Below are 26,023 nucleotides of genomic sequence, written 5' to 3' on the forward strand. Positions count from 1 at the left end.
TCGACGTCAAATCCGATCAACTCACTTTCCAGCTACGGTCCGAGTTGCTCTTGCTGCCGACGGGATCCTGATTCAGACATTTTGCAACCTCGACAAACAGGCCGGCCAAAAGATTTCGGTCGGTCTTGACGTTGCCGAGATCGGAAAACATTTTTTCCATCAGCATCTGAATGGCTTCATTCTTTTGCTTGATTTCCTCACGCAGCAAATGGTCGTTTCGATTTATCCGGTCGGCAATTTCGCGCTCAAGCTCATTCAATTGATCCGACAATGCGCGCACCTGCTTTTCAAGCGCCTGATTTTGTTCGCGAAGATTTCGGTCAATCTCCTTGTCGGCGTCGGCTCGCGCGTCTTTTTCGTTCCGCAACTGCGCCGCAAGCGAGTCGATCTGCTTTTTCGCATTTGACTCGTACATTTCAAGATTGCGCTTGGCCTCCGATTCGACATCCTTGAACCGCTGCAAGACCCGTTCTTCAAGCTTGGAAAAGCGGCGGTCATAGTCCTGCATCTGGTTGCCGAACAGCAGATCACGTATCTTGTCGACACCTACAGCGTCGCCGGGGGTCCCGCTCTCGCGAGCCTGGCCCGCCATGAAGGCGAGCCCGTTGGCGTCTGCATTACTTGTCAGATTTCCGTCCGCTTTATTTGCCGGAGAAGCGGTACTCGAAGATTCCTTGGCCATCCCTATACCCTTCATTTAAACAGCTACAGCGTGCTAATTTAGCAACTAGTAAAGATGTCAGCAAAATACCCGGCTCGCAAGCCGGAATCTTCTCCGCCTAAGCGGGTCACGCGTAAATTTGACATGCGGCTCGAGCTCCACAATCTGTCCAGCGAACAGACCCTTTTGCGTCATCATGCGCGTAGATTGGCGGCGCCATGGATCCATGATCAACAACTGCGGCGCGCTCGCAGTTCGGCCGCGGTTCCGATTAGTTCGATCAGGATCAGCTTGCCCTCGCGTCTTCGCACGCGATCATCTTTTGTTGCCGGGCGGCGCAGCAACTAAGGCACGGGCATGAGCGCTTGCCATTCAAGCCTGTCTTCAGGTCTTTTTTTGCTACCTAATCAGCCCCGATCTTGACAGGGCAGTGCGGCCATCCGATGCCGTTATCCGGTTTTGACATTCGGTGACTCTCCGAAGAATACGAAAGCTCGATGATCCAGAATAATGCTACCGCAAGGCGGTGTGGTATCGATGTTCAATGTCGAGCAAAACATTCGGCACAATGCATGCCGGCATCCGCCGGCAGACCTACCGGATATTGATATAGTTATGGTCGACGATGGGCTCGAATGGACCGGGGTTGATCGCGACGGCTTGCGCCGACAAAGATCAACGCATTTGTTCTATCTGAACGAACAAGGCGCGGGTGAGACACGTGGCGCATAATCCATTGGTTTCGATCGTTGTTCCTGCGCACAACGCGGAGGTAACGCTGACGCGGGCACTCGATTGCCTTGTCGATCAGGAAACCGCGGATTGGGAGGCGATCATCGTCGACGACGCCTCCACGGACCGCACCCCCGCGATCATCGCCGCTTATGTGGAACAGGATGCCCGATTTCGCACCTTGAGTTCTTGCGCCAATTGCCCCGCCGGCGCACGTAACAACGGGATTTCGACGGCGCGCGGCCACTGGCTGATGTTCCTGGATGCCGATGACTGGCTGGATGCCAGCTTTCTTACAAAAATGCTGGCTGCGCTGAAAACCGCTCCCGATGCAGTCGCCGCCTATTGCGGTTCGCGGCGCGTGATGCCCGATGGAGCGCTCACCCCGGCGAGCATCGCGCCCGAGGTCGCAGGCCAGCCCTTCGAAACGTTCGCCCGCCGATGTGCCATCGCCACTCACGCGCTGCTGGTCGACCGGGAAACAATAGTCGAATTGGGCGGTTTTGACGTGTCGCTGCGCAGCTGCGAGGATTGGGATCTATGGCAGCGCGTCGCACGTCAGGGCACAAATTGGGTGATGGTCGACGAGCCGCTCGCCTTTTGTCGAGCCAGCCCCAACGCGCTCACCCGCAATTCGAGGCAGACGCTGGCAGACGCGGAAATCATTATCGCCCGCGGCTTTGCCACCGACCCCAGGGTCAAGCACCCAGCGCCGGCGCATGCCAATGGCGCGATCTCGGCGGGCGGCCGCACCGCTTCCGAAGCACTGGCGTGGTTCGCCCTGTGGAACGCTGCGTCGGATTGCGGCAGCGGCGGCGGCTCGATCAACCCGCAATCCCTGCGCGCGCTGCCGGCAAGGCGTAAGTGGGCGCGCGAGATCGCCAAGGTGACCTTCGACGGCCTGATGGTAGGAAGCCTATCGGTGCCAGCCCATATGGCTGCCCGGTGGGACAGGTTTGGCGGCGCCATCACACAGTTGATCATCGAACTCGGCAAGGTCTGGGGCGACCCGGTTGCGGGTCGTCGCGTCCAGTATCATCTCGAGCAAATGCTGCTCGACGCCGACGATCTTGCCGCTCCTCGCAGGCTGGCGCGCACTTTCGGAATTCGCGTCGACGCTCGAAATCCAACGTCGACCGAGCTTTCGGAAGAAATCGATCAAATCTATGCCTACCTGATGATGGATGGGCAGATCGGGGCTATCGTACAGTTCGGCGTACTCGGGAAAGTGACAAGGCGCCATTGGATTGAACTGATCCTGAATTTCCTACCACAAAAGGACGACGGCGCCGACACATCAAGCACGCTGGCAGCCGAGGCACTGTCGACGACAACGGAACGCCGGCCTGATCCGGACAGCCACTTCGGTAAACTCGCGCAATTGATGTCGGAAGCGCGGGAACTGGTTCGGTCAAGCGCTGACGCTACGCAGCCGCTTCCAGCGCCGCGCCGTGCACCCGCCTCGAGTGGCCACGACAAGGATCGTAAGTCGTTCTGGAACCGGTATTTCGCGACCGAGGATCCCTGGAGCTACAGCTCGGCCTACGAGCAGGAAAAATATGAGCGGCAGCTCGAAATTCTGCCGGCCGGTCCCATAGGACGGGCGCTTGAGCTGGCCTGTGCGGAAGGCCATTTCACGCGACAACTGGCACCCCGAGTGGGCCATTTGACCGCCACAGACATTTCCGCCGTAGCCATCGAACGGGCGCGCGCGCGCTGCTCGGACCAGCCGAATGTCGAATTCAGTGTACTGGATTTTTTTGCGGACACGCTGCCCAATGAGATGGAACTGATCGTCTGTTCGGAAGTGCTCTACTACCTAGAAGATCTCGCCGGGTTGCGGCGCATCGCCAAAAAATTCGTTGAGGCACTGGCGCCTGGCGGCAGTTTCATCAATGCACACGCATTCGTGCTACGCGACAATATTGAAAGGACGGGCTTCGACTGGAACACTTTCGGCGCACAAACGATCTCGCAAACCTTCGCAGAGACCGAAGGTCTCGTCCTTGCGCAATCGATCCAGACCGAACTCTATCGAATAGATCGCTTCTGCCGCCTGTCGCCGGATTACGTGGCGACGGAGCCGGTGATTGATCATGTGCCGGTCCGCGCACCCATCGGCATCGGGGTCGCGCGAAACATTGTCTGGGGCGGGGCACGGGTCTTGCGCCGCGCCGTCGCTCGTAGCGAGCGGCGGCAACGTATCCCTGTCCTCATGTATCACAGCGTCGCCGATGAAGGTCCGGCCGCGCTCGCCCGTTTCCGACTCACGCCCGCCGCATTCGCGAGCCAGATGGCATGGCTGCGCGCCAATGGCTTTCACGCGATCATGTCCGAGCAACTGGAATTGTCCATCGCCAACCGTCAGCCTTTCACTGGCCGCCCGGTGCTCATCACCTTCGATGACGGATTCCAGAACTTTGCCGACCATGCCTGGCCGATCTTGCGTGCGCACGACCTGACCGCGGAAGTGTTCCTGGTGACGGACCTGGTGGGGGAAAGTGCAAAGTGGGACGCCGTCAGCGGTCCGCCGACGCGGCTTATGGACGCCGGAACGGTGCGACGTCTCGCCGCCGAGGGTGCGTTCTTCGGAAGCCATCTGGCGACGCACCGCGCCATCGATGGTCTGTCGAGCTCTGATTTGGCCGCCGAGCTCCTGCGCTCTCGTATGTTCGTCGAACGGTGGACCGGCCGGCCAACCACGGCCTTCGCGGCACCCTTCTCTGTCACCGACCGACGGCTCGGCAGGCTGGCCAAGGAGTGCGGCTACCGGATCGGCTTCGGCGGCAGACACGGACCGGCGGACCTTAATAGCGACCCCATCGACCTTCCGCGCATCGAGATTCGCGGGGATCGCTCGCTCGACGACTTTGTTGCTACCATCGAGGCCGTGCTCGTTTGAACGGTAGACAATGTCAGCATCTCCCAAGCGCTCTATTCCGCACCAGGCGTGAGCGACCCCTTGCCGGGCCACGCATTGTCGCTTTCGATGCGCCTCTTCGAGGTGTAAAGGGCGATGCAACTGTCTATCGCGTTATGCGGGGATAGACGCACACGGTGATGCTTTTGGCTGCCCTGATGTGTATAGCCTGTGTGAGGGTCCCAGATTTCCATCACATAGCCTCGGCCGGCGATGCGCAACGCGGCATACGCGCGTTTTGCTCTATCGGAAGCCGCCGTAACGCCCAGCGTCTTTGAATTGCGGATCACATGACTGATTTGCGTGACCACACCCTACGCAATTGTCTAGCTTGAACGGTGGACTCTTGTACCACAACATCGGCTCCTTCAACCTAGGAGCAATGGCGGGCATAGATGTCGTTGCTTGCCGATCTGACCGGAAGGTTAACAGCACGATGCGTCTCATCATTCGACGATTGGGAACCAGGAACCTGGCGCGCCCGACACAACCTCTCCGACACCTTGGCGCGATGTTCGTCCTGGTTGCCAGGCAGCTCATCTTTGGAACCGCCCTCTTGTTGGCTGGTCCAGCGCAGGCGCAGGCGCCGGCGACCGTCCCGCCTGAAAGGGTCAAACAGCTATTCGAACTGCTCGACGATGCGTCAGTGAAGGCCTGGATGGCCGAACAGCGAAATCAGGACGCCGCGTCAACGAGAGCGCCTGCCGGGGCAGGCGCTTCTCCGGCCGACGCATCGTCCGGCGCCGCGGCCGCATCAGGCCAGATGAATACGATGGCATCCTCGACGCTCGATATGATCAGGGATCATATCGGAAGAATCGTGCGAACTTTGCCCCTGCTGCCGGGTCAGTTCGCGCGCGTTCGGGCAGAGACCATGGAGGATATGTCCAGCAAGGGATCTGCCGGGGTACTCTTGCTGATTGCGATGTTCATCGCTGCCGGCCTGGCGCTTACTTGGGCAACGTACAAGTTGAGCCGTCCATTTCGTCTCTGGATTATCGCGCAACCGAAGGATACGCCCGTTGGGCGGGCCAAGAAGATTGGTGGCCGCACGCTTTATTCCAGCATGCTGATCGTCTCGTTCGCACTGGGCAGCGCCGGCGCGTTCATGCTGTTCGACTGGCCAATGCTTATCCGCGAGATTGTACTGACATTCTTGATGGCGGCAGTCGTTACATGGGGGGTGCGCATGTACGTCATGGCCATGCTCGTCCCTTCCTTCATGAACGTCGACAACGCCGTCGAGGTTCGTGCTTTGCCAATCACCAACGAAGCGGCTGACCATTGGTCCTATTGGCTGCCCCGGATCGTTGGCGTCTTCGACTTCGTCGCCGCCGCGTTCATCCTCTTGCCAGGTCTCGGCATCGATCAGGACGGAATGATGGTCCTGTCGCTTGGCGCCGATTTCGTGCTGCTGTTGCTCGTGCTGCTGGCCATTTGGCGTCGGCCAAGAACGCAGCGAGACGGTGCGCGCCACAGCGTTCACACGGAAGCGACATGGCTGTTGACAGCTTATTTCCTCGTCCTGTTTCTGCAGCGCATCGCGGGCCTTTATGTATACTTCTGGTTTACCTTCGCCGCACTCTTCCTGCCTTGGGCAATCGTGACGACGCAGCGCGGGGTTAACTTCGTCCTGCGACCAGGTTCGGTAGATCTTGGCCGGCCTACGATCCCGGCGGTGGCGATCGCTGTCATCGATCGCGGAATCCGAATGATTTTCATCCTGGCGGCGGCTTACTTTCTAGCGCGTGTCTGGGGCCTGGACATGCAATCCATGCGCGGCAGCGATACGACGACGACCTTCATATTGCGCGGCCTGATCAATGTCGTGGTCATTGCCCTCGCAGCCGATTTCGGCTGGTCGATCATCAAAGCCTTGATCGAACGAAAGCTGGGCATCGAAACGGCACACCCTGTGATCGGCGACGAAGAGGTCCCGATGCTAGATCCGCAGCAGGCGCGGCTGCACACGCTGTTGCCGATCCTCCAGAACATCCTGCTCGCATCGATCATCGTGATGGCAGCGCTTATGATGCTCGCCTCGCTGGGTATCCAGATTGGCCCACTGATCGCTGGCGCCGGCGTTGTCGGCGTCGCGGTGGGCTTTGGCGCACAAACTATCGTCAAGGACATCATTTCGGGCGTTTTTTTTCTGCTCGACGACGCGTTTCGTGTCGGCGAATATATTTCCTCGGGCAATTACAAGGGTACCGTGGAAAGCTTTTCCCTGCGCTCGGTGAAGCTGCGCCACCATCGGGGTCCGCTGTTCACCATACCTTTCGGTGAACTCGGGGCCGTCCAGAACCAGAGCCGTGACTGGGTTATCGACAAATTCAACATCACCGTCGGCTATGACACCGATATCGAATTCGCTCGCAAGCTGATCAAGCGGATCGGCCTCGAATTGGCGGAAGATCCCGAGTTCAAGCACTGGGTGCTCGACCCGATCAAGATGCAGGGCGTACAGGAGTTTGGCGAATACGGCATTGTATTGAGGGTCAAGGCCACAACCAGGCCGGGAGGCGCCTTTGGTATGAAACGCAAATTCTACGTACGCCTCCGCCAGGTCTTCAAGGAGCAGGGCATCGAACTCCCATTTCCGACCGTCCACGTCCAAGGGCTGCAGAATCCGCATGAGGCAGAGAACGGATCTTTGGCGATTACACCCGCGGTGAAAATGGCCGTCGCGCAATCGCACACCATTCGTCGCAGAAAAAAAGCCAGCACGACGGAATAGGAAAGAGCGCCGTCACCGGAGCGACGTCGGGGATCGCCACTAGGCGGCAGGGTTCGTGCGCGCCTCGGGCAACCGGCAATCCTGTCTCCACAGCGCCGCCGGCGCCGACGCCATGGCGTCCACGAGTTCGGTCGAAGGAGCGCCGTGACCTGGCCGAGACATCGCGGCGAGGTTTGCAGGTGGTTGCTTATATCGCATCCCATGAATGGTTTGAGACGCGCCAAACTTGTGATCACCGGATTGTCTTGGCAGTGCGGAGGGAGCTAGGTTACTACCTCATAGCGCGGAACGGAAATCCGATAAGGGTCGATCCGGAAGAATGGGCAAATCGATGGGGCGACACCAGCGCTCTGCGCAAAACGGCTATTGAGGCTGGATTCTCCAAGCCCCTTTTGCTAGCGAACCAAGGATGAGCAACCGATTGCCGCCCGCATGGGCAAAGCACCTCCGCACCCCACCCTCACCGAAGGCGGCATCACCGAAGGCTGCGTCATCCAAAGCGCAGTTCAAGGCAGGCCCCCACCGCAGCCACGCCGACGACTTGCTTTTACGGCAGGCGCTCGAGTTGCAGCAGGCCGGACGTCTATCCGAGGCTGAGGAACTGTGCCACAGGGTCCTTGCTCGCACGCCCAACCATCCGCTGGCCCTATATATCCTGGGAACGCTCGGGCTCGATTTCGATAACGAAAAGTCACTGCGGTATTTCGCTCGGGCGGTGGCAGAGGATCCGCAGAATCCCTACTACCATCTTAGCCTCGGCGAGACCTATTTGAAGGTCAGCGAATTTACGCCGGCGATCAAGCACTTTCGGTACGCCCTGGACTTGAAGCCGGATCTGGTGGAAGCGCTTTGCGCCTTGGGCGATGCCTACAATGCGTTTGACAAGGGGGAGATGGCGCTGCCGCTCTTTGAGAAGGCGCTCAGGATCGACCGAGATCATCCCGTAGCCCGGTTGGGGTTGCCCCGCGCGCTCGCAAGCCTCGGCCGTATGGCCGAAGCCGCGGTTCATCTGAAAGAGGCAATAGAACGGCGCATCGCGGTACCGGCTGCCCACAACGCGCTTGTACGCACGCGCAAATTCGCTGAAGAGCCGCCAGAACTCGGGGCAATCCTGACGGAGCTTCAAGACCCGGGCCATGGGCCGGAGGGAGCGGCAGCGCTCCATCACGCCGCAGGAAAGGTTCTCAACGACCTCCGTCGCTATAAGGAGGCGATGGATCACTTTAAGAAGGGGAATGAAGCCGGGGGCCATACATTCGATCTGCAGTCTTACCGCCGCTGGGTCGACGGCATGATCGCAACCTTCGCGCCGGAACTGGTGGCTTCAAGAGCCGCGTACGGCAATCCCTCGGAGGCGCCTGTATTCGTCGTGGGCATGCCTCGTTCGGGCACGACATTGACAGAGCAGATCTGTGCCACTCACCCCGATGTTCATGGCGCCGGCGAGCTCAGCAAACTTAGGCGAACAGCCAATGGACTCGGTGTCGCAGACCGCTCCAGCGTGAACTTCGGCCAATCCATCGCGATGATTACTCCCGATCTGACCAGGACTTTGGCCGAAGAGCACCTTGCTTATCTGCGCGAGCGGGCTCCCGACTCGCTGCGAATCGTTGACAAGATGCCTCACAATTTCGAGCTGATTGGCCTGGTTGGCCTTCTTTTCCCCAAAGCGCGTATCATTCATTGTCGTCGCGACGCTATCGACAATTGCATCTCCTGTTTCGTCCTGCAGTTCAATAAAGCCCACAGCTACAGTGCCGATCTTGAGACGCTGGGGCTTTACTACCGGGAGTATGATCGCTTGATGCGGCATTGGGACAAGGTTTTCCCGGGTCGTATTTTCGAAAATCGCTACGAGACGTTGATCGAAAATCAGGAGGAGCAGTCGCGCCGGCTCATGGATTATCTCGGATTGCCGTGGGACGATGCCTGCCTGCGCTTTTTTGACAAAGGCGGCTCCGTAAACACCTACAGCAATTGGCAGGTCCGCCAGCCGATCTATACGTCGTCCGTCAAGCGTTGGAAGAATTACGAAAGCGAGATTCAGCCGTTGATTGAAGCCTTGGGCGATCTTGCTGAGATTTGACCGGTAGTGCCTGATGCTGCGCGCAGTTTGCTTGCATCCAATCCCGCCGGCGTACGCTTTCCGCCGATAGACCAGTCTAACAGGGTCTCCTCAGGCTGACCGCCGCGTTCCTTCACCTGTCCCGCCGGCGTATCCTGGCCACAGAGCCTCCCCCGTTTCGCGCGTCGCTCGCCAAGCAGTTTGGCTTCCTCCTTTCCTTTTCGCTGCTAGGGTTGTTCTTCCACGTCTGCAAGCGTGGCAGCAGGCGGGCGGCCATGCCATCGGCTGTCCGAAGTTCCATACAGACGGCATGAAAAAACCCGGCGGTTGCCCGCCGGGTTTTCGATTTCAATAAGGCAGCGCCTGTTAGAAGGAGCGCTGGAAGCGGAGCATGCCGCCGATTGCGTCGTCATCGCCAGGAGTAATACCCGTCCAGTTCGACACGGAGTCGTCGCCGAGATGCGAGTAGTCGACTTCGGCCGTGATCGTGAAGCCGGGAACGATGTCATAGGCAACGTTCGCGGCGATGCCAATGTTCTTGCCTTCGTCATACGACGCCTGGAGGTTGAACGAGGTCTTTTCGTTGAACTTGTAGGTGCCGCCGCCCCAGACTGCCCAATTGCCGCTCCACGGCTTGTAGAAGCCGCGACCGCCAGCCGGGAACGCCCAGGTGCCGTCGGTGAGGTTATCATCGGAGCCGTAGCCGCCCATGATGAACAGCGAAATCTGGTCGGTGGCGTTCACGTCCAAGCGAACCTTGCCGGAGACTTCTTCATAGTTGCTGTCGTAAGCGATGACGCCAGTAACCGCGCCCCAGCCCTGCGTCCACTTCACGCCACCGACGACATGCGGAACATAGCTGTCGATCGTGTCGGTGCCCGAGCCTTCTTCGAGAGAGACCACAGCCGAGAAGCCGTTGCCAGCGTCGAAGTAGTACTGCACGACGTTTGTGTCGAAGCCGCCATACGGAACCAGCGTATCCTGGATCACGTTGCCGGCGTAGCCGATGAACGTGTCGAAGGCTGATTCATCCTTACCGACGCGGAGACCACCGAGCTGGATCCAGGCAAAGTTCAGCGAGACGGTATCGCCGTTGCCAGCAGTATTGAGCGTTCCGAACCTGCCCGAGTCACGGTTGTTGTTCTGGAAGTTGAAGCGGGTCTCGGTATAGGTCTTCAAGGTGCCGAGTTCGGTTTCCTGACCGGTCCAGGTCTTCAGCGCGAAACGGGCATGCTTGTAGAAGGTGTCGTTGCTGTCGCCGGGGGTCTCGTGATCGGCGCTTGTCGCACCGTCGAACGAACCCACGTCGCCGACGCCGATGTCGTAACGGATATAGCCGCCGATGCGCAGGCAGGTTTCGGTGCCGGGGATGTAGAAGTAACCAGCGCCGTAGACGTCGCAAATCTTGACGTATTCAGCGGGCTCCGGCTCGGCGACGACGACGGCGTCGGCGGCGCGCGCACCGGAAACTGCGATCAGGGCCGCAGCGGAGCCGAGAAGAAGGCTCTTGATGTTCATTTTCTGACCTCCAGTCAAAAGTTAAAAAACGGGTCTGGGTATTCTTTGCTGAAGGACAGCGTTCCCTGCCCCATCCCCACTACCGAAAAAGATGCGCACCGCGCCGCTCCTTCGAAATTGACATTACCCATGAGCCGGCGGCGTTCAACCACGATCGTACCGGCGCATGGACAGTTCGGCCGCTATCCCCGACCTGTGTTGCAGAAACGTCACGATTTGGCCTCACTTGGAAAGCTCTCGTTAACCATTGGTCCCCTCACGACCGCCTGTCTCGGCCGAATCCGGCGATCGGCCGACCGGATCATGCAAGGCCTGGGGCTCATCTGCCCAGGAATTGCCGCGGAACTGCCGCACCCGAGGAAGGCTGAAATGTTCGGCGCGCTCACCTTCTCCATATTATGACACGGCCTTGTTGATTGTGCCGGCGCTTTTCTTTATCCAGCGGCGCAACGCAGAGGCGGCCGAGTGGTCGAAGGCGCTGCCCTGCTAGGGGAGGCTCAATCTTTTGGTTGATCCGAAACTCCCGACCACTTCCGCAAGGCTTACAACATGGGAGATCTCGAGAGCCTGCACGAGTTCCGCCGCCAGAAAGAGCGGGCGGGACGGATTCGTTTTCTCGAGAGGGATGAAGAAGCGCGGCTGTTCGCCGCCATTAAGAGCCGCAGCGAGGATGCTTACAGGCTTTCCGTCTTCCTGGTCGATAGCGGCTGCCGTCTCGGCGAGGCGCTCGGGCTGACCTGGAACGACATCAAGGAACATCGCGTCAGTTTCCAAACCATCATATCCGGCCGCAGCCGCACCATCCCGATGACCGAGCGGGTCAAGGAGGTGATCAGGATGCCTCCGGACGGACGCCCTCGGCCGAAAGGCCCGTTCACCAAGTTGAGCCGGGCACAGTTCAGTGCCATATGGAACGAGGCGAAAGCCGAGGTTGGACTTGGCGCCGACCACCAGGTCGTACCCCATATCCTGCGTCACACCTGTGCTGCGCGCCTCGTCCAGGGTGGCATCGACATCAGGCGCGTGCAGATGTGGCTGGGTCATCAGACGATGTCGATGACGATGCGCTACGCGCATCTGGCCACCAACGATCTCGATGGCTGCGTCACTGTGCTCGAAGGGCTACCGGCAGCGCTGGAGATCAAGAACGAAACCGGGCCATGACGAAAATCTCGTCAGGGCTGCGCGCAAAAGCGCCAGCGACCCCACGTCTTTTCGCGGAGTTTAGGTTTGGTGGTGCTCGAACACAATGTAGGCCAAGCATTACTCCAAGCAACGTCACCATCTCCACTGGACAGAACGGTGCCAATTGTGCATTGTGTTTGCCGTCTATGACTTCCGCAACGCACTGAGGTACTACGTCTCCTCGGCTAAACAGGGGTCACGCAACTTAGGTAGCATTTGAAGAGGTAATCTGCATGGTCACTAGGCGGCGATTCTCACGAGGTGGAAACCTTGTTAAGCAAGCCAGCCGACCAAGACTGGAAAATACGGTGGCTGCCGCCGTGTCGAAAATTCTTCTTGAGCACGATCCGACAATCGGCAAGCCGGCCCTTAGAATTGCCGCGAGATTGGCAGGGTATATATCTTCAGCAATCGGTGTTCAAACTCAGGCTGTTCAGCGAGCCCTCCCAACTATCGAGGATGATGTTGAAAACCTCGCTCAGATATTTATCGGGCATATAGTGGCAGAGGCACAAGGCCGATTTGATCCACGACTGCAGCGTTTCAAAGCGGTACCGCCACCGGCGGTCCCCCAAGCGCCTCTCAGTGCGGCGAGTGATTGGGCGGGGCCGGTAGCTGGGCCAACAGTGATAGAAAGGCATTTTGGGATACCGAGGTCGACGCTCTTTCGGTGGCAGAAACGCGATGAGGTGATCGCACTTAAATCTGGAAGCAGCAGGTTTGTTTTTCCATTGAAGCAGTTTGTCGATGCTCGCCCTGCAGATGGGATAGCCGAATTGATCGCCATGTTTGGCGACCATCGGCTTGCCTGGAGATGGTTGATGGCGCCGACGGACAAGCTTGGCGGGAACTCGCCGATAGATACTCTGCTAGCTGGCAAGCTCGCGAATGTTGTTGCTGCCGCGCGCCTAACCTTGGAGGAGGCACCTGATGTTTAGCCCCGCCGTTTGGTGGCGGTCGTTCAGTTGACAATTTGGCGCAACGCGACATTACCCCAGGCGGCTGCCCGCGGCCCGTCGTCTCAATGGCGACCCTTCCAGCCAGCCATTCTCGACAAGCAGTTGGACAGCCTAGCCATTGCGCCCTCCTCCTGACGAAGACTTTGGTACGGTCAAGCCGTCGGCGCCGTGCCGTGCCGCTCGCGCGCGGTCTTGCGGATGATTTCCGCGATTTCCGGGCTGCTGCTGCATAGCATCTGGAAATCCGCCGCGTGCAGCGACAGGAGTGAGACAGCCGTTGCGGCGCTGACGGTCGCCGTACGCGGTTCGCCGCTCATCAGCGCCATCTCGCCGAAGAAGGCGCCAGGGCCAAGCTCCACTGGGTTCGACATCACGACGCTCACCCGCCCCTCCACAACAAAGAACATTCGATCCCCGGTCTCGCCCCTTCGGCAGATCACGGCGCCGGCCGGCAAACTACGAGGCCGTAAGGCGCGCACGATCTCGACCAGCGCGGCCGGGCCGAGCTTCTGAAACAACGGCACGGCGGCGACCAACTGCCAATTGCGGACGAAATCCTCGCGACGGATTTCTTGATAGAAGCCGGAGGCAAGAATGCCGGCCCACAGCGCGAAGACGCCGATGCCACACATCATGACCGCCCCAGCCAGGACGCGGCCGGCGAAACTTTGCGGAATGGCGTCGCCATAACCGGTGGTGGACAGCGTGACCACCGCCCACCACATTGCCTGAGGGATGCTGCCGAACTTTTCCGGTTGGATGTGGCGCTCGATGACATAGGCCGCGAGCGCGACACCGAACAGAACGACGCCGAAAAGCGTGGTGACGCCGATCAGGTTACGCGCTTCGTTGGCCAGCACCCTGCCCAGTACCGGGAAGAAGGTCGAGTCGCGCAGCGGTTTGAGCAGCCAGACAGCACAGTAGAGGCTCCGGTCGGGCGTGCCTTCGAGCAGAAATGCAGCGAGTGGAACCAAAACCGCGAGCATATCAATGGCGATTGCAGGCGTCCTGTCCCGAAGGTCTCCCGCCCAGTGCTTGATCAGAGTCTCGGCCATCTGTAGGAGATAAGCGCCCCAAATGACCGCCAGCACGGCAGTCAGAGCCAGCCTGCTTCGTGCGGACATGTCCGGCATGGTGAGCGCGGCCACCGCCAGCAGCCCAGGCGCAGCTAGCACCGCGTTTAGCGGTGCGTGAATTCTCAAGAAAGGCAGGACCGACATTCTGTCCCCACGAGCGGATGCTATTCCTCCAGAATAGGATGCCTTCAGGGCAAGCGCAAAGGTGGCGCTTTCACTGGGATGTTCATCACGACGTGAACTCAGATGGCCTGAACGTGAACCGACAGGCCGCAACCGAGAATGGCCCATCCGGGCAGTTGCAATAGGTTTGAACCGTTCGAAGGAGCCGGGCCGACGAGTTCAAGGCCGTAGACATGCCCGGCTCGAAGACGGCGGCATGTCGGCAATGGCCAGGGTGACGGCGGCGACACCCAAGAAGAGCGCTCCGATCCGCCTGCATGAGGTTCCCTCCCGCCCTTCGCCCGCTACCCAAAACATGTGCGGCACCACAAGCGGCAGGAAGGACACTCGAGAGCCGCATTTAGTACGCGACGGCAACTGCATGGTTGCGAAGTTGCGTGCGCCCAAGCTACCGGGGCCGGTGAGTCACCGCAGAGGCAACTCAAGGAGGCACCGTCCTGGTCTTGTGGCTTCGATCCAGCCGCCCTGAGCGGACTCGAGGGATACAAAGCGGTACGATACATGAGATCCGATTCTCCTGCGGTCGTCCCGCCCAGTTCAGAATGAAGCGGCCTACCTTGACTTTGTGGTCCAATGACTGAGTACCCGCGCCTCAAATACAGTATGCAAGCCGTTCGCAAGGCAGGCGATCGGCTGGCAAAACCTATGCAGCTCGGACAAGACACCACTGCCGGCCAGTACGTGGACACGATGCGAATCTTCTCAATCGCCAATAGCTGGCGCGACTCGCACTTTCTGCCCATGCGGAGCGTTCGATTCTCTGTCGGTCACCACATCAAAGCCCTGCGATTGAAGGGCGACATGGCATCGCGTCCAAAGCGTCTGGCATCCATTTGTCGGAAGCTTCGAGAGTCCACCACCAATTTGGACACCATGAACGATATCGGCGGCTGCCGAGCGATCATGCCCGATATCGATAGCGTCCGCTTGCTTCTAGAATCGCTGCGAGACAAGTTCCCCCATGAGATGCACTGTCGGGAATTTAACTATATCGATGAGCCGAAGCCGGACGGCTATCGAAGTCACCATATTGTTTTCCAGTACCGACCCAGAGCTGCCCACACCCAGGCTTTCGAGGGACGACGCATCGAATTGCAAGTTCGGACCACACTTCAGCACTCATGGGCAACTGCAGTTGAGGCCGTCGGGCTGTTCCAGCGCCAGGATTTGAAGCACGGAAACGGGGAGCAGGATTGGCTACGTCTTTTCCAGCTTATGTCGGCGGAATTCGCCCAGGTTGAGCAGTGTCCAATTCGTGTCGGTGGTCCGGATCGCGATGACCGAGTGCGGGAACTGCGGGATATCAACAGGCGTATAGGTGCAACAAGTATACTGGCAGATATCACGAATCTTACCCTCCGCTCAGAGAGCCTCGTACAGCCAGCGCGACATTTTCGGCATCATTTGGTGCAATATAGAGCGGATCAGAACGTTACGATTCAATCATTCCGAACTCTCATCATGGGGGCGCGGAAATTGGAAGAAATAGAGAAGAAGATCGCGCTAAGGGGAATTGATTGGACGGTTTCGTTGGTCGAGGTGGATAAGGTGGAACAGCTTGTCGACATATACCCGAATTACTTTGGGAACGTTTCATTGTTCGCCCGCAGTCTGAAATCCATATGCTCGGGAAAGTCACTGTCTACAGAATAGCCCACACCGGATCGTAGCTCCGAAGGAACGCCCGACTATGGCTGGCCAAGCGTCGCTTTCCGTTTGAAGGAGCCGGACATTGGCCTTCCTCGACAGTCTCCTGGGTCTGGTCCGAACGGACAATCTCCCGAAAGCTCACACCTATTTCAGCGTTGCCAGCACGCCTGCCGCTGACTGCAGGTCTGCTGTCTCCAAGTGATGAGGTCGACGACGCCGTAAATTTCCGCACGCCCACTCCTGCGAGCCAGAACAGCCGACGAAATCGCGTTCTCCAAGGCAAGCAACATTCCTATTCCTCCCGGCAACCCACCGGCCCTGCGAACGTACTCGCGCCAACTTTGTTCCTTCAGCTATCCAGTTTTGTCGACATCCGTTTTTGTCGAGCATCGTCGACCCCACCCCCACCTCTTGTCGACATCACACTGGCAAACAAAACGCCACCTGCGATGAAGGCAAGAAGCGATCGATGGCGTATCCTGCGCAAGCCTGACAGCGCCTTGCCACTTGCCCCTGACTTCCAAATGTCTGGCCTAGAACCGGGACATGAAACGTGCACGTCTCGACTTCACCGCCCCAGCGGCAGTTTAGATACGGCTACCAGTTCTTCCTCGTCTCTGATCCCAGCCTGATAGTTTGCTATAATACGAGAAGCGAGCGCTTCACGATGCTCTGGTGACTGACCCCCGGTTTTCAACTTCTCGAACACACGGCCTATCAAGGCCACTTCGGATGAATCGAACACGCCAGCTTCTGTAACTTTTTGATAGATCGGCATGGCCCTTCCCTCACTGCAACGCGAAACTAATCTCACTCGGAGATTCGACGCAAAGCAAAAACGACTCGGCGTTTGACTCACCCCCCTGAGTGATGCTTGGGAGAGGCTTAAGAGCAGACACGTGCGCGGCTCGCCCCAGTGACCTCTGCCTCTGCCGCCGCCTAGAAATGAGTTCGGAACCGAGCCAAGCCTTATTCGTTACAGGTGCTGGCATTTCGGAGGTATCTAATGGAAATCCAAGGCATCTACGCCACCCTCGCCACAGCAAGCATGGATCGTGCCGAGAAGTTCTATACCGAACTTTTCGCCCGGGAGCCTGACGATCGTCCCATGGACGGATTGATCCAATGGCGCGGCATCGCAGGGGCGAATATTCAAATCTTCCAGGACAGGGACAATGCAGGATCCGGTAGACTGACCGTTGTTGTCCCAAGAATGGATGATGCCCGTAGATCGCTCGAGGAAACTGGGGTGAAACTCACCGGCGAGTCCGAGGGTGACTACGGACGGATTGCCCAGTTTGCGGACCCGGACGGAAATCGCATCACCCTTGCTGAGCCACCCTCTAGCCCTTTCAAAACATAGAAGGCTTCATGCGCCTAGACGCGCTGGCAAGCTCGAACTACGACCAGGATCACCCCACGACCAGAATCGCCAATTGGCCTGCTGCCGGTTTTTCGGACACGCGGTTAAGCTAACATAGCTTTTTCCTCGAACTCCACGGGGCTCAGATAGCCCAGTGTCGAGTGCCTCCGCCGAGCGTTGTAGAAGCGCTCGATGTAGTCGAACACATCCGCCCTGGCGGCATCTCTTGTCCTGTAGACCTTGCGGGCTGTGCGTTCGGTTTTGAACGACGAGAAGAAGCTCTCCATGGCCGCATTGTCCCAGACATTGCCCGACCGGCTCATCGAACACGTAATGCCGTGGTCGGCCATCAGGTGCTGGAACTGCTCGCTCGTGTATTGCGATCCTTGGTCGGAATGATGAAGCAGGCTGTCGGGCTTGCCTCGGCGCCAGATCGCCATGATGAGCGCATCGGTGACGAGTTGGGCTGTCATGTCGGCCTTCATCGCCCAGCCGACGACAGGTTCGGTGCCGATGCCTCGAAGGTGCGGTCGAGGAGGTTGTCCGACACTGCCGCTCGCTCGCCCGTATCCTTCGGCAGTCCGCGACGCCGAGGCCGGGCCCGCAAACCGTTCTCCCGCATGAGCCGCTCGATGCGATGCAGGCCGCAGGAGAGACCCTCGGCCAGAACATCGTGCCAGACGCGACGGGAACCATAGGTGCGATCGCTGCTCTTGAAGCTGCGGTCGATCCTGGAGACGAGGATCTCGTCGTGCCGGGAGCGGGCGCTGGGACTGCGGTTGAGCCAGGCATGGAAGCCCGACCGGGATACATCCAGCGCACTGCACAGCCATGCCACCGGCCATATGTTCCGGTGCCTCGCGATGAAAGCGAACCTCATGTCACTTCCCTCGCGAAGTAGGCTGCGGCCTTTTTTAGGATGTCGCGCTCCGCCTTCAGCTTGGCCACTTCCTTGCGCAGCCGGTCGATCTCCTGCTGCTCCGGCTTCATCTGCCCATGACCGGGAAACGCATGCTGCGGATCGGTCGACAGCTCGCGCACCCATTTGCGCAGCACATTCTCGTGGAGATCGAGGTCGCGGGCACCCTGGGCAACCGCAACGCCCCGATCCTTGATCAATCTCACCGCCTCAAGCTTGAACTCGCGGCTGAACTTCCTTCTTTGCATTCCAACTCTCCAGTTCCGTTAAACACCTTATCTCCGTGTCCACGAAACCGGCAGCAGGCCATTCCAGCCCGTCGTGTGCGGAACTTACGGTTGGAGTCATATAGCTGTGGCGTTATCGAGCCTGGCGCAGCGTTACAGCGCCGACCCAAGTTGGCTGCCAGGCCTGCGCGCAACCACCCAGGCGTCCACCCGTTGACCCATGCTGGTTGATTCCAGCGCACTCCTGCACTTGCCCCGCTACTGACTTTTTTCCTTGCGGCGGGAACCGATTGTAGCGGCTCTAGTTGACTTCCCAGCGCCCCCGGACAGAGGCGCCCGAGAGTTGTTCGGACAGCTTTCAAACGAAGCCCGCCACCGTTCCCTCAGTGGCGGGCTTTACGTGTTTAGCCGCGCGAGGTGGATTTGAGTACCTACGTGAGACAGCGTATGGCTGAAATCAAAGATGATCCCAACCTTCGCAGGCGCACGCGAGCTAAGGGCCGGCCTTCCCTAAGGCAGCTCTCCGCTGCCTCGCGGCTACTCGCAACGCTGGGCTTCCGCAAGCGGTTGCTGATCCTGGTTCATCTGATGGATGGTGAGAGATCGGTATCGGAGCTGGTCTCTTTAATCGGCGGGACACAATCCGCCCTCTCACAGCATTTGACCGATATGGCCAAACTCGGAATTGTCAAATCCCGAACCCAAGCCCAACGGCGGTTATATTCCTGCACGTCCGAGCAGGCGAAGATGCTCGTCGGCTTCCTCAGCAACCTAGCCGACAATGACAAACTCCCGGTGGGAAAAAGATCGGGAAAGAAGTCTTCTTCCTGGCGCCCCGGGTGATCCCGAAGGCACGCCTGCTCGGAACCGGATTAACATTTTGTTTATAGATGGAAAAGGCCGAACCTCCCGAACCGATCCCGGACAGCATGCTCCTGGCCGCAGCAAAGTGCAGGCCGTTCTTCGAAAGCAACACCTCGACGATTGGAATGAAGTTGGCCGACGCACTGCCTCGAGAGCTACCGCGCCGGCCAGACCTGCAGGTCCGCCGGTCGCTAACAGGCCAGAATGATTGTCGCCCGCCATGTGATGGCTCTGCATTCGTTATCTGTCCCCATATGGCGTACAGTGTCTCGTCGTCCGTGACATTTTACCGGCATCGGACGTTTGGAAGTGACCCTCATGCTTTCGCCCTAACAGGAGCTGAAGGTATAGATTCGGTCAAGACTACCTCCGCGACATAGTTCGTCACTACGAAAAGCTCCTTATCCATTCAAGATCGGCTTGTGGAGCGAGAGCGGGAGCAAGGGCGTGCAAACCGCAGTCCTGCGCGCTCCCGCAACAGCGGACGATTGTCGCGCGTTGGACGGAGGAAATTCGCCCCCGCCGCGGGCGGTGAACGGGACAGCCGTAGGAGCGTCAGCATAGCGCCGGCCGCAGGACGGGACGCGGGACCGACTGTCCCCGTCCGCGGCGGTCCGCAATGGCCAAGCTGCCATCGCGGTGCTGCATCGCCTTTGCGATCACTTCGAAGGCGCTGTCGACTTCCTCATAGATCTTGCTTACCGCGATGCCCTCTCGGTCCGCAGCTTCCATGACGTGGTCGGCTAGATCGTTTATCGCGCCCGGGTCGTCGGTCACCGCATCCGGCAGATGCTCTGCCATCCACCTGTCGAGGAAATTGGCGCGCGTGTGGTCATTTTTCAATAGCAACCGGCGCATATTAGGTTCCCGCTGATCTTGTGAAGGCCCCGCACCAAGGTTTGGCGACGAGGTCGCCATCACCGCACAACCTACGCTGAGGTATATTCAATGTTTCTTTTGTGAGTGCGCTTCTCGCCTTTGCTTTTTTGCTGGGCAGGATTCCTCGGTTTGGACTTAGCCTTCAACGAAGGCGAATTCACCATTGGCCTTGGTACGCGAGTTGCCCACCTGATCCACGTTATATCGCGATTGCTGTAAGGACGCCCACGGCCGCTCGCTACGATCATCCCCGAAAGCTTTCGATGTACCAGGTGATCTTGCCGTCCACCTTCATCGGCTTGTGGATCATCAGCCTCTTGGGGAGGTGTTCGGGATGGACCTCGAGGAGCGTGATCTTGACCGATGGCTTGCACCGGTTGCAGTCGAATTTCAGCTTCAACGGATCAGCGCCGCCGCCATAGACCATCATGAGATCGGCCGATCTGCAGTAGCGGACATTGCCGCAACTGCATTCCACCTTCACAATCATATTGTGCCGGGTCGCCTTCCCCAGGGTGTCGATCGGTTCGTGCGCCCTGAGAACAGAAAAGGAACAAATTCCTTGCCCGTCAAGCGGTCTTATGGAATCTTTCCGCAGATGAGCGACGAACCAATCAGGCTTCCCGACGGCATAACGCCAGCGCCACGCGAGCGCGCCAGAGTGCTAGGCCGTGAACTCATAAATGCGGATGACCGAGCTGGGGTGGTTTGCAGACCTTCCACCGATGCGGTAGCTCTTCCCTATGAGAGAACCTGATTTCGACGTTGATGGTTGGTGCTTGGATGATGGGGAGGAATACCATCGGGCGGCACCCGATACTTTTTGGTGTCCTCCTCGTGAGGCCCGGGAAGGACTGCAGCCGGGCGACTTGGCCAAGCTGATCTTCCGTATGCGCATCGGTGATCCGGACGTGTCCGTTGCGGTGGAACGCATGTGGGTGCTTGTTCGCGAGCGTATCCCCGGCGGCTATCTCGGCATTCTGGACAATGATCCAGGCGCGATAGAGCAAAACGAGGTGTTCTGGAGCGGCGTCGAACTGCCATTCGCGGCCCGTCACGTCATCGACATCGATGAGCGGGATGAGAATACTATCTCTCTCGCGGCTCAAGAACCTAAGCGGCGCTGGCCCAAGTCCTGAAGGCCGAACATCCGCTAGGGCACATGTGCGAGCACACGGGTTGCGCGAAGCACGGAGGGTTCGGCTTTGCTCGGCCTCGCCAAGAGCCGCATTGGTTCTGTTTCGAGCACCGAGGCGACGGGGAGCGCTATCTCTGAAGGAGGAAACCCATGGTAGATAGACCACCGTATATGCCCACAGGAATTGGCATCGGCATGCTGAGGGACGACGAAACGAAGATCGGCGTCCTAATTTTCGAGACGGCGGAAGGCAATTTCGACTTCGCAGTCAACTTGCAGGCGGTCGACGTCATTCGCAAGGCGCTCAGCAAAATCGAGACGCACCTCACGAACGGCAAAATCTCGGACGTGGATTAGCCGGTGAAACTATTTTATGCCCCTGACGTTCTTGCCGTCTCAGGTAGGTGGGCAGGTGGTACTTGGCAGGATTTAGGAAGTTCGGGTGTCGGCAATGTCTCGGCGCCAGCAAGGTTTTTCAATGCGCAAAGTGGCTGAGCTCAAACGGCACGTGTTGCCCGACGGGAGTGCACCGAACCGGCTGCAAAGGGTCTACGATCAGATGCCCTATGTGTCGTGGCAGCGGCCTCCAAAGCCCGGAACCTAGACGTCAAACAGATCAGTAGGCCCGCGACCGATCTCATCAATGATGTCGGGCGTGTTGTTGCGCGGCGAACCGACCTTGCTGTCGATCGGCCACATCTTCATTAGATCGGACGGAAAGGGCTTCATCAGCTCGCGAGGGTCCTGCTCCGGCCCAAGCCAGCGCATGTACTCGGCCGGCGCCAGGATCACCGGCATGCGGTCGTGGATGGTCGCCATCAGCTCGTTCGGCTCGCAAGTGGCGATGGCGAAGGTCCGCACAAGTTCGCCGGTTACCTCGTCGGTATACTCTTCCCAGATCCCGGCCATGGCGAAAGGCTCGTCAGATTTCATCGCGATGGCGTAGGGCTGCTTTTTCTTTCCCGACGCGTCGAGCTTCTGCCATTCGAAATAGCCGTCGACGGGCACCAGGCAGCGGCGCGCATTGTAAGCCTTGCGGAACAAGCCATTACTGGCGATCGTCTCGCAGCGGGCGTTGACAGGTGGCGGGCGGCCGCCACCTTCCCGAGCCCAACCGGGGACCAAGCCCCAGCGAGCCGAAACAAAGCCGGCCATGCTGGTCGACAGCTCTTCTCGGATGATGATCGGATAGGTCAGGCTTGGCGCGCCGTTCCAGAGAGGAAAGCTGTTGCCCAGCCGTTCGACCTCGCCAGGATGGGCGAATTCGAACCGACGAACCATGTCAGGGATTGTGGTTTTCACGAAAACTCGTCCGCACATGCACCAGAGATAGGGACCCGAAAAGCAAGAGTCTACTTCGGGACCGCTATTCGATCGCGCCGCCCTCGCCGACAGCCTCCGCCTCTCTGACGGCAGGCAAGCGTTGGCTATTGCCTATCCCGGAAATCGAGCAGCTTGGCGTGACGTAGCTTCTCCTCGCCCTTCAGGAACCGCACGCGGCCGACCAGACCGGGCTTGAGCCATTCTGCCTTTGCCTTGGCCAAGCCTATCGGAGCCGGCCCGCCGACCTTCCGTTGCACACGATCCAAAGCGCTTGTCGCTTATCAGCCTTGAACGTGACGAAGGCGCCGCCGGCATAGCGGCCCTTGTCTGCCATGAGGACCATGGCTGGTTTGCCCGCCTCGCGTTGAACGCCAATGATGTCCATTTCCTTTTCGGCATAGCACTTGATCTTGCGCCAGTTCATCGTCGTCCCGCTGCGATATTTGCTGTTCTTGCGCTTGGAAACTATGCCCTCCAGGCCGGCTTGGTTGACAAGGTGATAGACGGCATCGCCGGTCCCAGGCATCGCTTCGCTGAACTGGATGCGGCCACCGGTCGGGATCAATGCCTGGAGAATGTCGCGGCGGTCTTCCACCGGCATGTCGCGCAAATCGTAGCCGTTGAGGTGCAGGAGATCGAACGCCACCAGATAGAGGTCTCGCGACGGATTGCGGCTCGTGACGGCTGATTGCAGTGCATGGAAGTCAGACAGGCCAGCTTCATTGATGGTGATCGCCTCACCGTCGATGATGAAATCCTTCGCTTCGATCGCCGCTGCTTCGCCGGCAAGCTGGATATGGCGACCTGTCCAATCGTAGCCATTCTTGGTGATCAGCCGAATCCCGTCGTCGTCCTTTGTGACTTGGGTCCGGTACCCATCGAACTTGATCTCGTGGAGCCATTCGGCGCCCTGTGGCGGGGTGTCGACCAGTTCGGGCTCCATTGGCTTAATGAACTTCAGACGCATCAACTCACTCACGCAAACCGTCGATTCAATAAGCTTTAGCTAAAGTAGTTCCGGAACGTTTGGCGTGGCCGGATGTTGCCACCCGCATGACGAAGCTATCTGACCTCGGCCCCCCGATTCCCGGCAAACTGCATGGAGGGAAGCACATTGAAGAGCATCTTCACTTCTACAACTGCCCGCACTGCGGTCAGCGGGTCGACCAACGGGATCTGCGCCAAGTCTTCTGGCATGAGCGGCCTGGTCATGAACCGCTGGAGCTGGAGCCTGAGGCGAAGGTGATAGAATTTCCAAAGCGGAAATAACAAAGCCCGCCGGGCGTGAGCCAGCGGGCCGTTGACGGCAGATCTTCGATTAGCCGGTTGGGCCTGTGACCCTGTTCGACGAAGAGATTTAGGCCGTAACATCGGACGGTGAGATCGGCAAAAGAATCGAAAGAACCACCTACGGGCAAAGAATGCATAAACTTTGATGGGTCACATTAGAGCTTGGTTCGCCGGCTCGTGGTAATTGCACGCTCGCTAATGTCTGTCGGGGGTTTGAAATGTTCAGGATTTTGCGCGGCTTTGCCCGCTCCCGCAGCGGGTCGATGATGCCGCTCTTCCTGATGAGCCTGATGCCCCTGATCGCGGTCATCGGCTTCTCGGTCGACTATACAAGCGCGGTCCAGACCAAATCCAACCAGCAGCAGGCGCTGGATGCCGCGATCCTGACGATCACGACCATGGACATCACGTCGACGCTGGCGCAGCGCCAGACGCTGCTGCAGGATTCCTTCGCCGCGAACGGTGGACAAGGCACCGCGACGCTGACCAACTTCGTGGCCGGCAACACCACCACCGCCACCACGGCGCAGGCCACGGCGAGCTTCGCCATGCCGACCGTTTTCATGAGCATCGCCAGGATCAACACCGTACCGATCGCCGTCGCCTCTGCGGTCAGCAAGCCGCCCGCGCTGGTTGCGGCTACCTTCAAGGTCTCCGGGGTTTCGGGTTACTGGAACAAGACAATGACGCTTTACGGCACGCAATTCGGTGCGACGGTGGCCAAGCCGCTGATGACGATCGACTATACCTATGGGAACACCAAGGATCCCAAGGGCTACGGCACGACCAATGTCAACGTCCTCACCACCGATTCAGCCGGCAAGACCGTCACCACGCTGGTCCAGAAGCAGGTCTGCACCGTCGGCAACAATCCGCCAAGCGGCGTGACCCTCAAGACCGATGCGAGCGGCACGAAATACTACTGCGTCGATACGATGTATCCGGCCAACAGCGCCGGCGCGGCGATCGACGTCAGCGCGATGGGCGGCCTCTATTTGCAGATGGACGTACCGTCGGGCAACCCGAAAAAGCTGATCTCAAACGATCCAACGACGTCCAACCGGCTCTATAGCGGTTTGAGCGCGACCACCTTGACCGAGACGGCCACCGGCCAGCCTGTCGACATCTTCAGCGTGGTGCCTTGCGGCGCGACAGCCTACCAGGCTTGGGAAGATGGCGGCAACTCGGTCCCGGCGCCAGTCAGCAACGCCGACTTCTTCTACAACGTGACCGGCAAATGCGACTACAACAAGCGGCCCTCGGAGACGGCGCTGACACAGTGATGTGGACGATCCGCCACAAGGAAGACCAGTCAGTCCGCCAACCCGGCATCGTGGTGGACGATAGCATCGAGCACCGTTTCATAGACGCTGCCGGTCTCTTCCTCGATTTCCGTGCTGCTGATCCCGATCGCCTTGGCGTCGGCGAAAAGCTTCTGAATAGACTCGGCAACTGAAAATCACGTCCGAACTTGCCAGACCTGACACATTGCAGCTCATCCACTTGTCAAGGAAATTGACGCCCCGCGTGCTCATTCGGGCATAAGTCGCCGGGACGTATTAGGTTCCGCTCATCCTTCTGGCCGCGGAGTGACGCCCACTGCGGCCGCCTCACTTCCCTTTGCTTCGCTGGATCGCTTTTGGAGAGCGGCTTGCAGCCGTGCAGCGGCCAGCAAAACGCTGTCCGGGGTCGGTTCGGGGGGATTGGCCTTTTCCATGTTTTATAACAAATGTTAGTCCCGATTGTTCCGGCTGAGGCTGCTGGCGCGTGTCTACGGCGCAGTCTTTTCAAGTCGCAAGCTGCCGAGAGCTTCGAGCGACTGCGCACTCTGCCCTCGATAATGATCTCTGCCGAGGACTGTGACGCGGCCCTCGGCTTGATCAGAATGGTGATCGAGCAAACGTGTCCCGCCGGCGTCCTGCCTAGCCGAGAGATGGTCAATGCGCTCTATGGGCCGGCCCCGAGGGATGAGGCGGAGGCGCTCGCCAAAGCGATCATCGCCACTGTGGAGAAACTGACCACGCCGCCCTGAGACCGCGAGCGACGACTACTTCGTCAAACCGGGTTGGAATGCACTATAGCATCAAGGATGGTTTGATAGAGGCTGTCGACCTCCTCGTCTATCTCCCCCCGCTTTATGCCGACTGCCTTGGCATCGGCAATGAGCTTGTGCGTGAGTTCGTCAACGGAGATCACGTCCGCGTTGGTGGTCCCAGGGACGTTGTTGGCGATCCATTGATCGAGAAAGATGACGCCGCGCGTGCTCATTCGGGCATAAGTCGCCGGGACGTATTAGGTTCCGCTCATCCTTCTGGCCGCGGAGTGACGCCCACT

Annotated in this window: 20 protein-coding genes and 3 pseudogenes; 13 read left to right on the top strand and 10 right to left on the bottom strand. The window is 59.0% G+C overall.

The window, feature by feature from the left end; translation table 11 throughout:
* Window positions 1–16: 16 nt before the first annotated feature.
* Window positions 17–682 carry a hypothetical protein gene (locus FJ954_RS11515; protein ID WP_140616482.1) on the bottom strand — a complete coding sequence of 222 codons (666 nt, stop codon included), beginning with the start codon at window positions 680–682 and terminating at the stop codon, window positions 17–19.
* A 700-nt stretch (window positions 683–1,382) separates the two neighbouring features.
* Here FJ954_RS11515 and FJ954_RS11520 point away from each other — a divergent pair.
* From FJ954_RS11520 to FJ954_RS11530, 3 genes are all read left to right on the top strand, one after another.
* Window positions 1,383–4,295: a trifunctional glycosyltransferase/class I SAM-dependent methyltransferase/polysaccharide deacetylase gene (locus tag FJ954_RS11520; RefSeq protein ID WP_140661357.1), complete on the top strand. Its 2,913-nt coding sequence runs from the start codon at window positions 1,383–1,385 to the stop codon at window positions 4,293–4,295.
* A 454-nt stretch (window positions 4,296–4,749) separates the two neighbouring features.
* The gene (locus tag FJ954_RS11525; RefSeq protein ID WP_224720324.1) at window positions 4,750–7,050 is read left to right on the top strand and encodes a mechanosensitive ion channel family protein; all 2,301 of its coding nucleotides are present in this window, start codon (window positions 4,750–4,752) and stop codon (window positions 7,048–7,050) included.
* A 409-nt stretch (window positions 7,051–7,459) separates the two neighbouring features.
* Window positions 7,460–9,136 (top strand): sulfotransferase, encoded by a 1,677-nt coding sequence (locus FJ954_RS11530; protein ID WP_140661358.1) that lies wholly within the window; start codon window positions 7,460–7,462, stop codon window positions 9,134–9,136.
* 345 nt (window positions 9,137–9,481) lie between these two features.
* Here FJ954_RS11530 and FJ954_RS11535 read toward each other — a convergent pair whose 3' ends face one another.
* A complete protein-coding gene (locus FJ954_RS11535; protein ID WP_140616480.1) occupies window positions 9,482–10,633 on the bottom strand; it encodes a porin in 1,152 nt (383 codons plus the stop codon).
* 534 nt (window positions 10,634–11,167) lie between these two features.
* Between FJ954_RS11535 and FJ954_RS11540 the strand changes: the two are divergent.
* Both FJ954_RS11540 and FJ954_RS11545 read left to right on the top strand, forming a co-directional pair.
* A pseudogene (locus tag FJ954_RS11540) lies at window positions 11,168–11,797 on the top strand (site-specific integrase); the annotation flags it as partial.
* A gap of 329 nt (window positions 11,798–12,126) precedes the next feature.
* Complete coding sequence (locus FJ954_RS11545; RefSeq protein WP_181174552.1) at window positions 12,127–12,756, top strand: antitoxin Xre/MbcA/ParS toxin-binding domain-containing protein; 630 nt, start codon at window positions 12,127–12,129, stop codon at window positions 12,754–12,756.
* Between the two features lie 173 nt (window positions 12,757–12,929).
* Here the strand turns inward: FJ954_RS11545 and FJ954_RS11550 are convergent, their stop codons facing one another.
* Window positions 12,930–13,997: a cyclic nucleotide-gated potassium channel gene (locus FJ954_RS11550; RefSeq protein ID WP_140661360.1), complete on the bottom strand. Its 1,068-nt coding sequence runs from the start codon at window positions 13,995–13,997 to the stop codon at window positions 12,930–12,932.
* A gap of 612 nt (window positions 13,998–14,609) precedes the next feature.
* Here FJ954_RS11550 and FJ954_RS11555 point away from each other — a divergent pair.
* Window positions 14,610–15,689, top strand: coding sequence for a RelA/SpoT domain-containing protein (locus FJ954_RS11555; protein ID WP_140661361.1), 1,080 nt, complete (start codon window positions 14,610–14,612; stop codon window positions 15,687–15,689).
* Between the two features lie 565 nt (window positions 15,690–16,254).
* Here the strand turns inward: FJ954_RS11555 and FJ954_RS11560 are convergent.
* Entirely contained in the window at window positions 16,255–16,464 is a 210-nt protein-coding gene (locus tag FJ954_RS11560; RefSeq protein ID WP_140661362.1) for a hypothetical protein, read from the bottom strand.
* A 228-nt stretch (window positions 16,465–16,692) separates the two neighbouring features.
* Between FJ954_RS11560 and FJ954_RS11565 the strand changes: the two genes are divergently transcribed.
* The gene (locus FJ954_RS11565) at window positions 16,693–17,049 is read left to right on the top strand and encodes a VOC family protein (protein ID WP_140661363.1); all 357 of its coding nucleotides are present in this window, start codon (window positions 16,693–16,695) and stop codon (window positions 17,047–17,049) included.
* Between the two features lie 104 nt (window positions 17,050–17,153).
* Here FJ954_RS11565 and FJ954_RS11570 read toward each other — a convergent pair.
* Window positions 17,154–18,216 (bottom strand): annotated as a pseudogene (locus FJ954_RS11570) (IS3 family transposase).
* Between the two features lie 426 nt (window positions 18,217–18,642).
* Between FJ954_RS11570 and FJ954_RS11575 the strand changes: the two are divergent.
* Window positions 18,643–19,038: a metalloregulator ArsR/SmtB family transcription factor gene (locus FJ954_RS11575; RefSeq protein ID WP_140661364.1), complete on the top strand. Its 396-nt coding sequence runs from the start codon at window positions 18,643–18,645 to the stop codon at window positions 19,036–19,038.
* A 576-nt stretch (window positions 19,039–19,614) separates the two neighbouring features.
* Here FJ954_RS11575 and FJ954_RS11580 read toward each other — a convergent pair.
* On the bottom strand, window positions 19,615–19,917 hold the full coding sequence (locus FJ954_RS11580; RefSeq protein WP_140661365.1) for a DUF768 domain-containing protein: 303 nt from the start codon (window positions 19,915–19,917) through the stop codon (window positions 19,615–19,617).
* Window positions 19,918–20,182: 265 nt separating this feature from the next.
* Window positions 20,183–20,428, bottom strand: coding sequence for a hypothetical protein (locus FJ954_RS11585; RefSeq protein ID WP_140661366.1), 246 nt, complete (start codon window positions 20,426–20,428; stop codon window positions 20,183–20,185).
* A gap of 379 nt (window positions 20,429–20,807) precedes the next feature.
* On the opposite strand from FJ954_RS11585, the gene FJ954_RS11590 reads away from it, so the two are divergent.
* Entirely contained in the window at window positions 20,808–21,077 is a 270-nt protein-coding gene (locus tag FJ954_RS11590; protein WP_210241316.1) for a hypothetical protein, read from the top strand.
* Between the two features lie 149 nt (window positions 21,078–21,226).
* On the top strand, window positions 21,227–21,433 hold the full coding sequence (locus tag FJ954_RS11595) for a hypothetical protein (RefSeq protein ID WP_140661368.1): 207 nt from the start codon (window positions 21,227–21,229) through the stop codon (window positions 21,431–21,433).
* 243 nt (window positions 21,434–21,676) lie between these two features.
* Here FJ954_RS11595 and FJ954_RS11600 read toward each other — a convergent pair whose 3' ends face one another.
* Both FJ954_RS11600 and FJ954_RS11605 read right to left on the bottom strand, forming a co-directional pair.
* Entirely contained in the window at window positions 21,677–22,396 is a 720-nt protein-coding gene (locus FJ954_RS11600) for an SOS response-associated peptidase (protein WP_140661369.1), read from the bottom strand.
* Window positions 22,397–22,503: 107 nt separating this feature from the next.
* A pseudogene (locus FJ954_RS11605) lies at window positions 22,504–23,366 on the bottom strand (RNA ligase family protein).
* Window positions 23,367–23,907: 541 nt separating this feature from the next.
* Between FJ954_RS11605 and FJ954_RS11615 the strand changes: the two are divergent.
* From FJ954_RS11615 to FJ954_RS11625, 3 genes are all read left to right on the top strand, one after another.
* Window positions 23,908–24,972, top strand: coding sequence for a TadE/TadG family type IV pilus assembly protein (locus tag FJ954_RS11615; RefSeq protein ID WP_140661371.1), 1,065 nt, complete (start codon window positions 23,908–23,910; stop codon window positions 24,970–24,972).
* Window positions 24,972–25,145: a hypothetical protein gene (locus FJ954_RS32360; RefSeq protein WP_318011847.1), complete on the top strand. Its 174-nt coding sequence runs from the start codon at window positions 24,972–24,974 to the stop codon at window positions 25,143–25,145. The genes FJ954_RS11615 and FJ954_RS32360 overlap by 1 nt, the downstream gene beginning before the upstream one ends.
* 429 nt (window positions 25,146–25,574) lie before the next feature.
* Window positions 25,575–25,721, top strand: a complete 147-nt coding sequence (locus tag FJ954_RS11625; RefSeq protein ID WP_224720446.1) for a hypothetical protein — start codon at window positions 25,575–25,577, stop codon at window positions 25,719–25,721.
* A gap of 23 nt (window positions 25,722–25,744) precedes the next feature.
* Here FJ954_RS11625 and FJ954_RS11630 read toward each other — a convergent pair whose 3' ends face one another.
* Entirely contained in the window at window positions 25,745–25,957 is a 213-nt protein-coding gene (locus tag FJ954_RS11630; protein ID WP_140661373.1) for a DUF768 domain-containing protein, read from the bottom strand.
* Between the last annotated feature and the right edge of the window lie 66 nt (window positions 25,958–26,023).

The sequence above is a fragment of the Mesorhizobium sp. B2-3-15 genome (genome assembly GCF_006442875.1).
GTDB classification, from domain to species: Bacteria; Pseudomonadota; Alphaproteobacteria; order Rhizobiales; family Rhizobiaceae; genus Mesorhizobium; species Mesorhizobium australicum.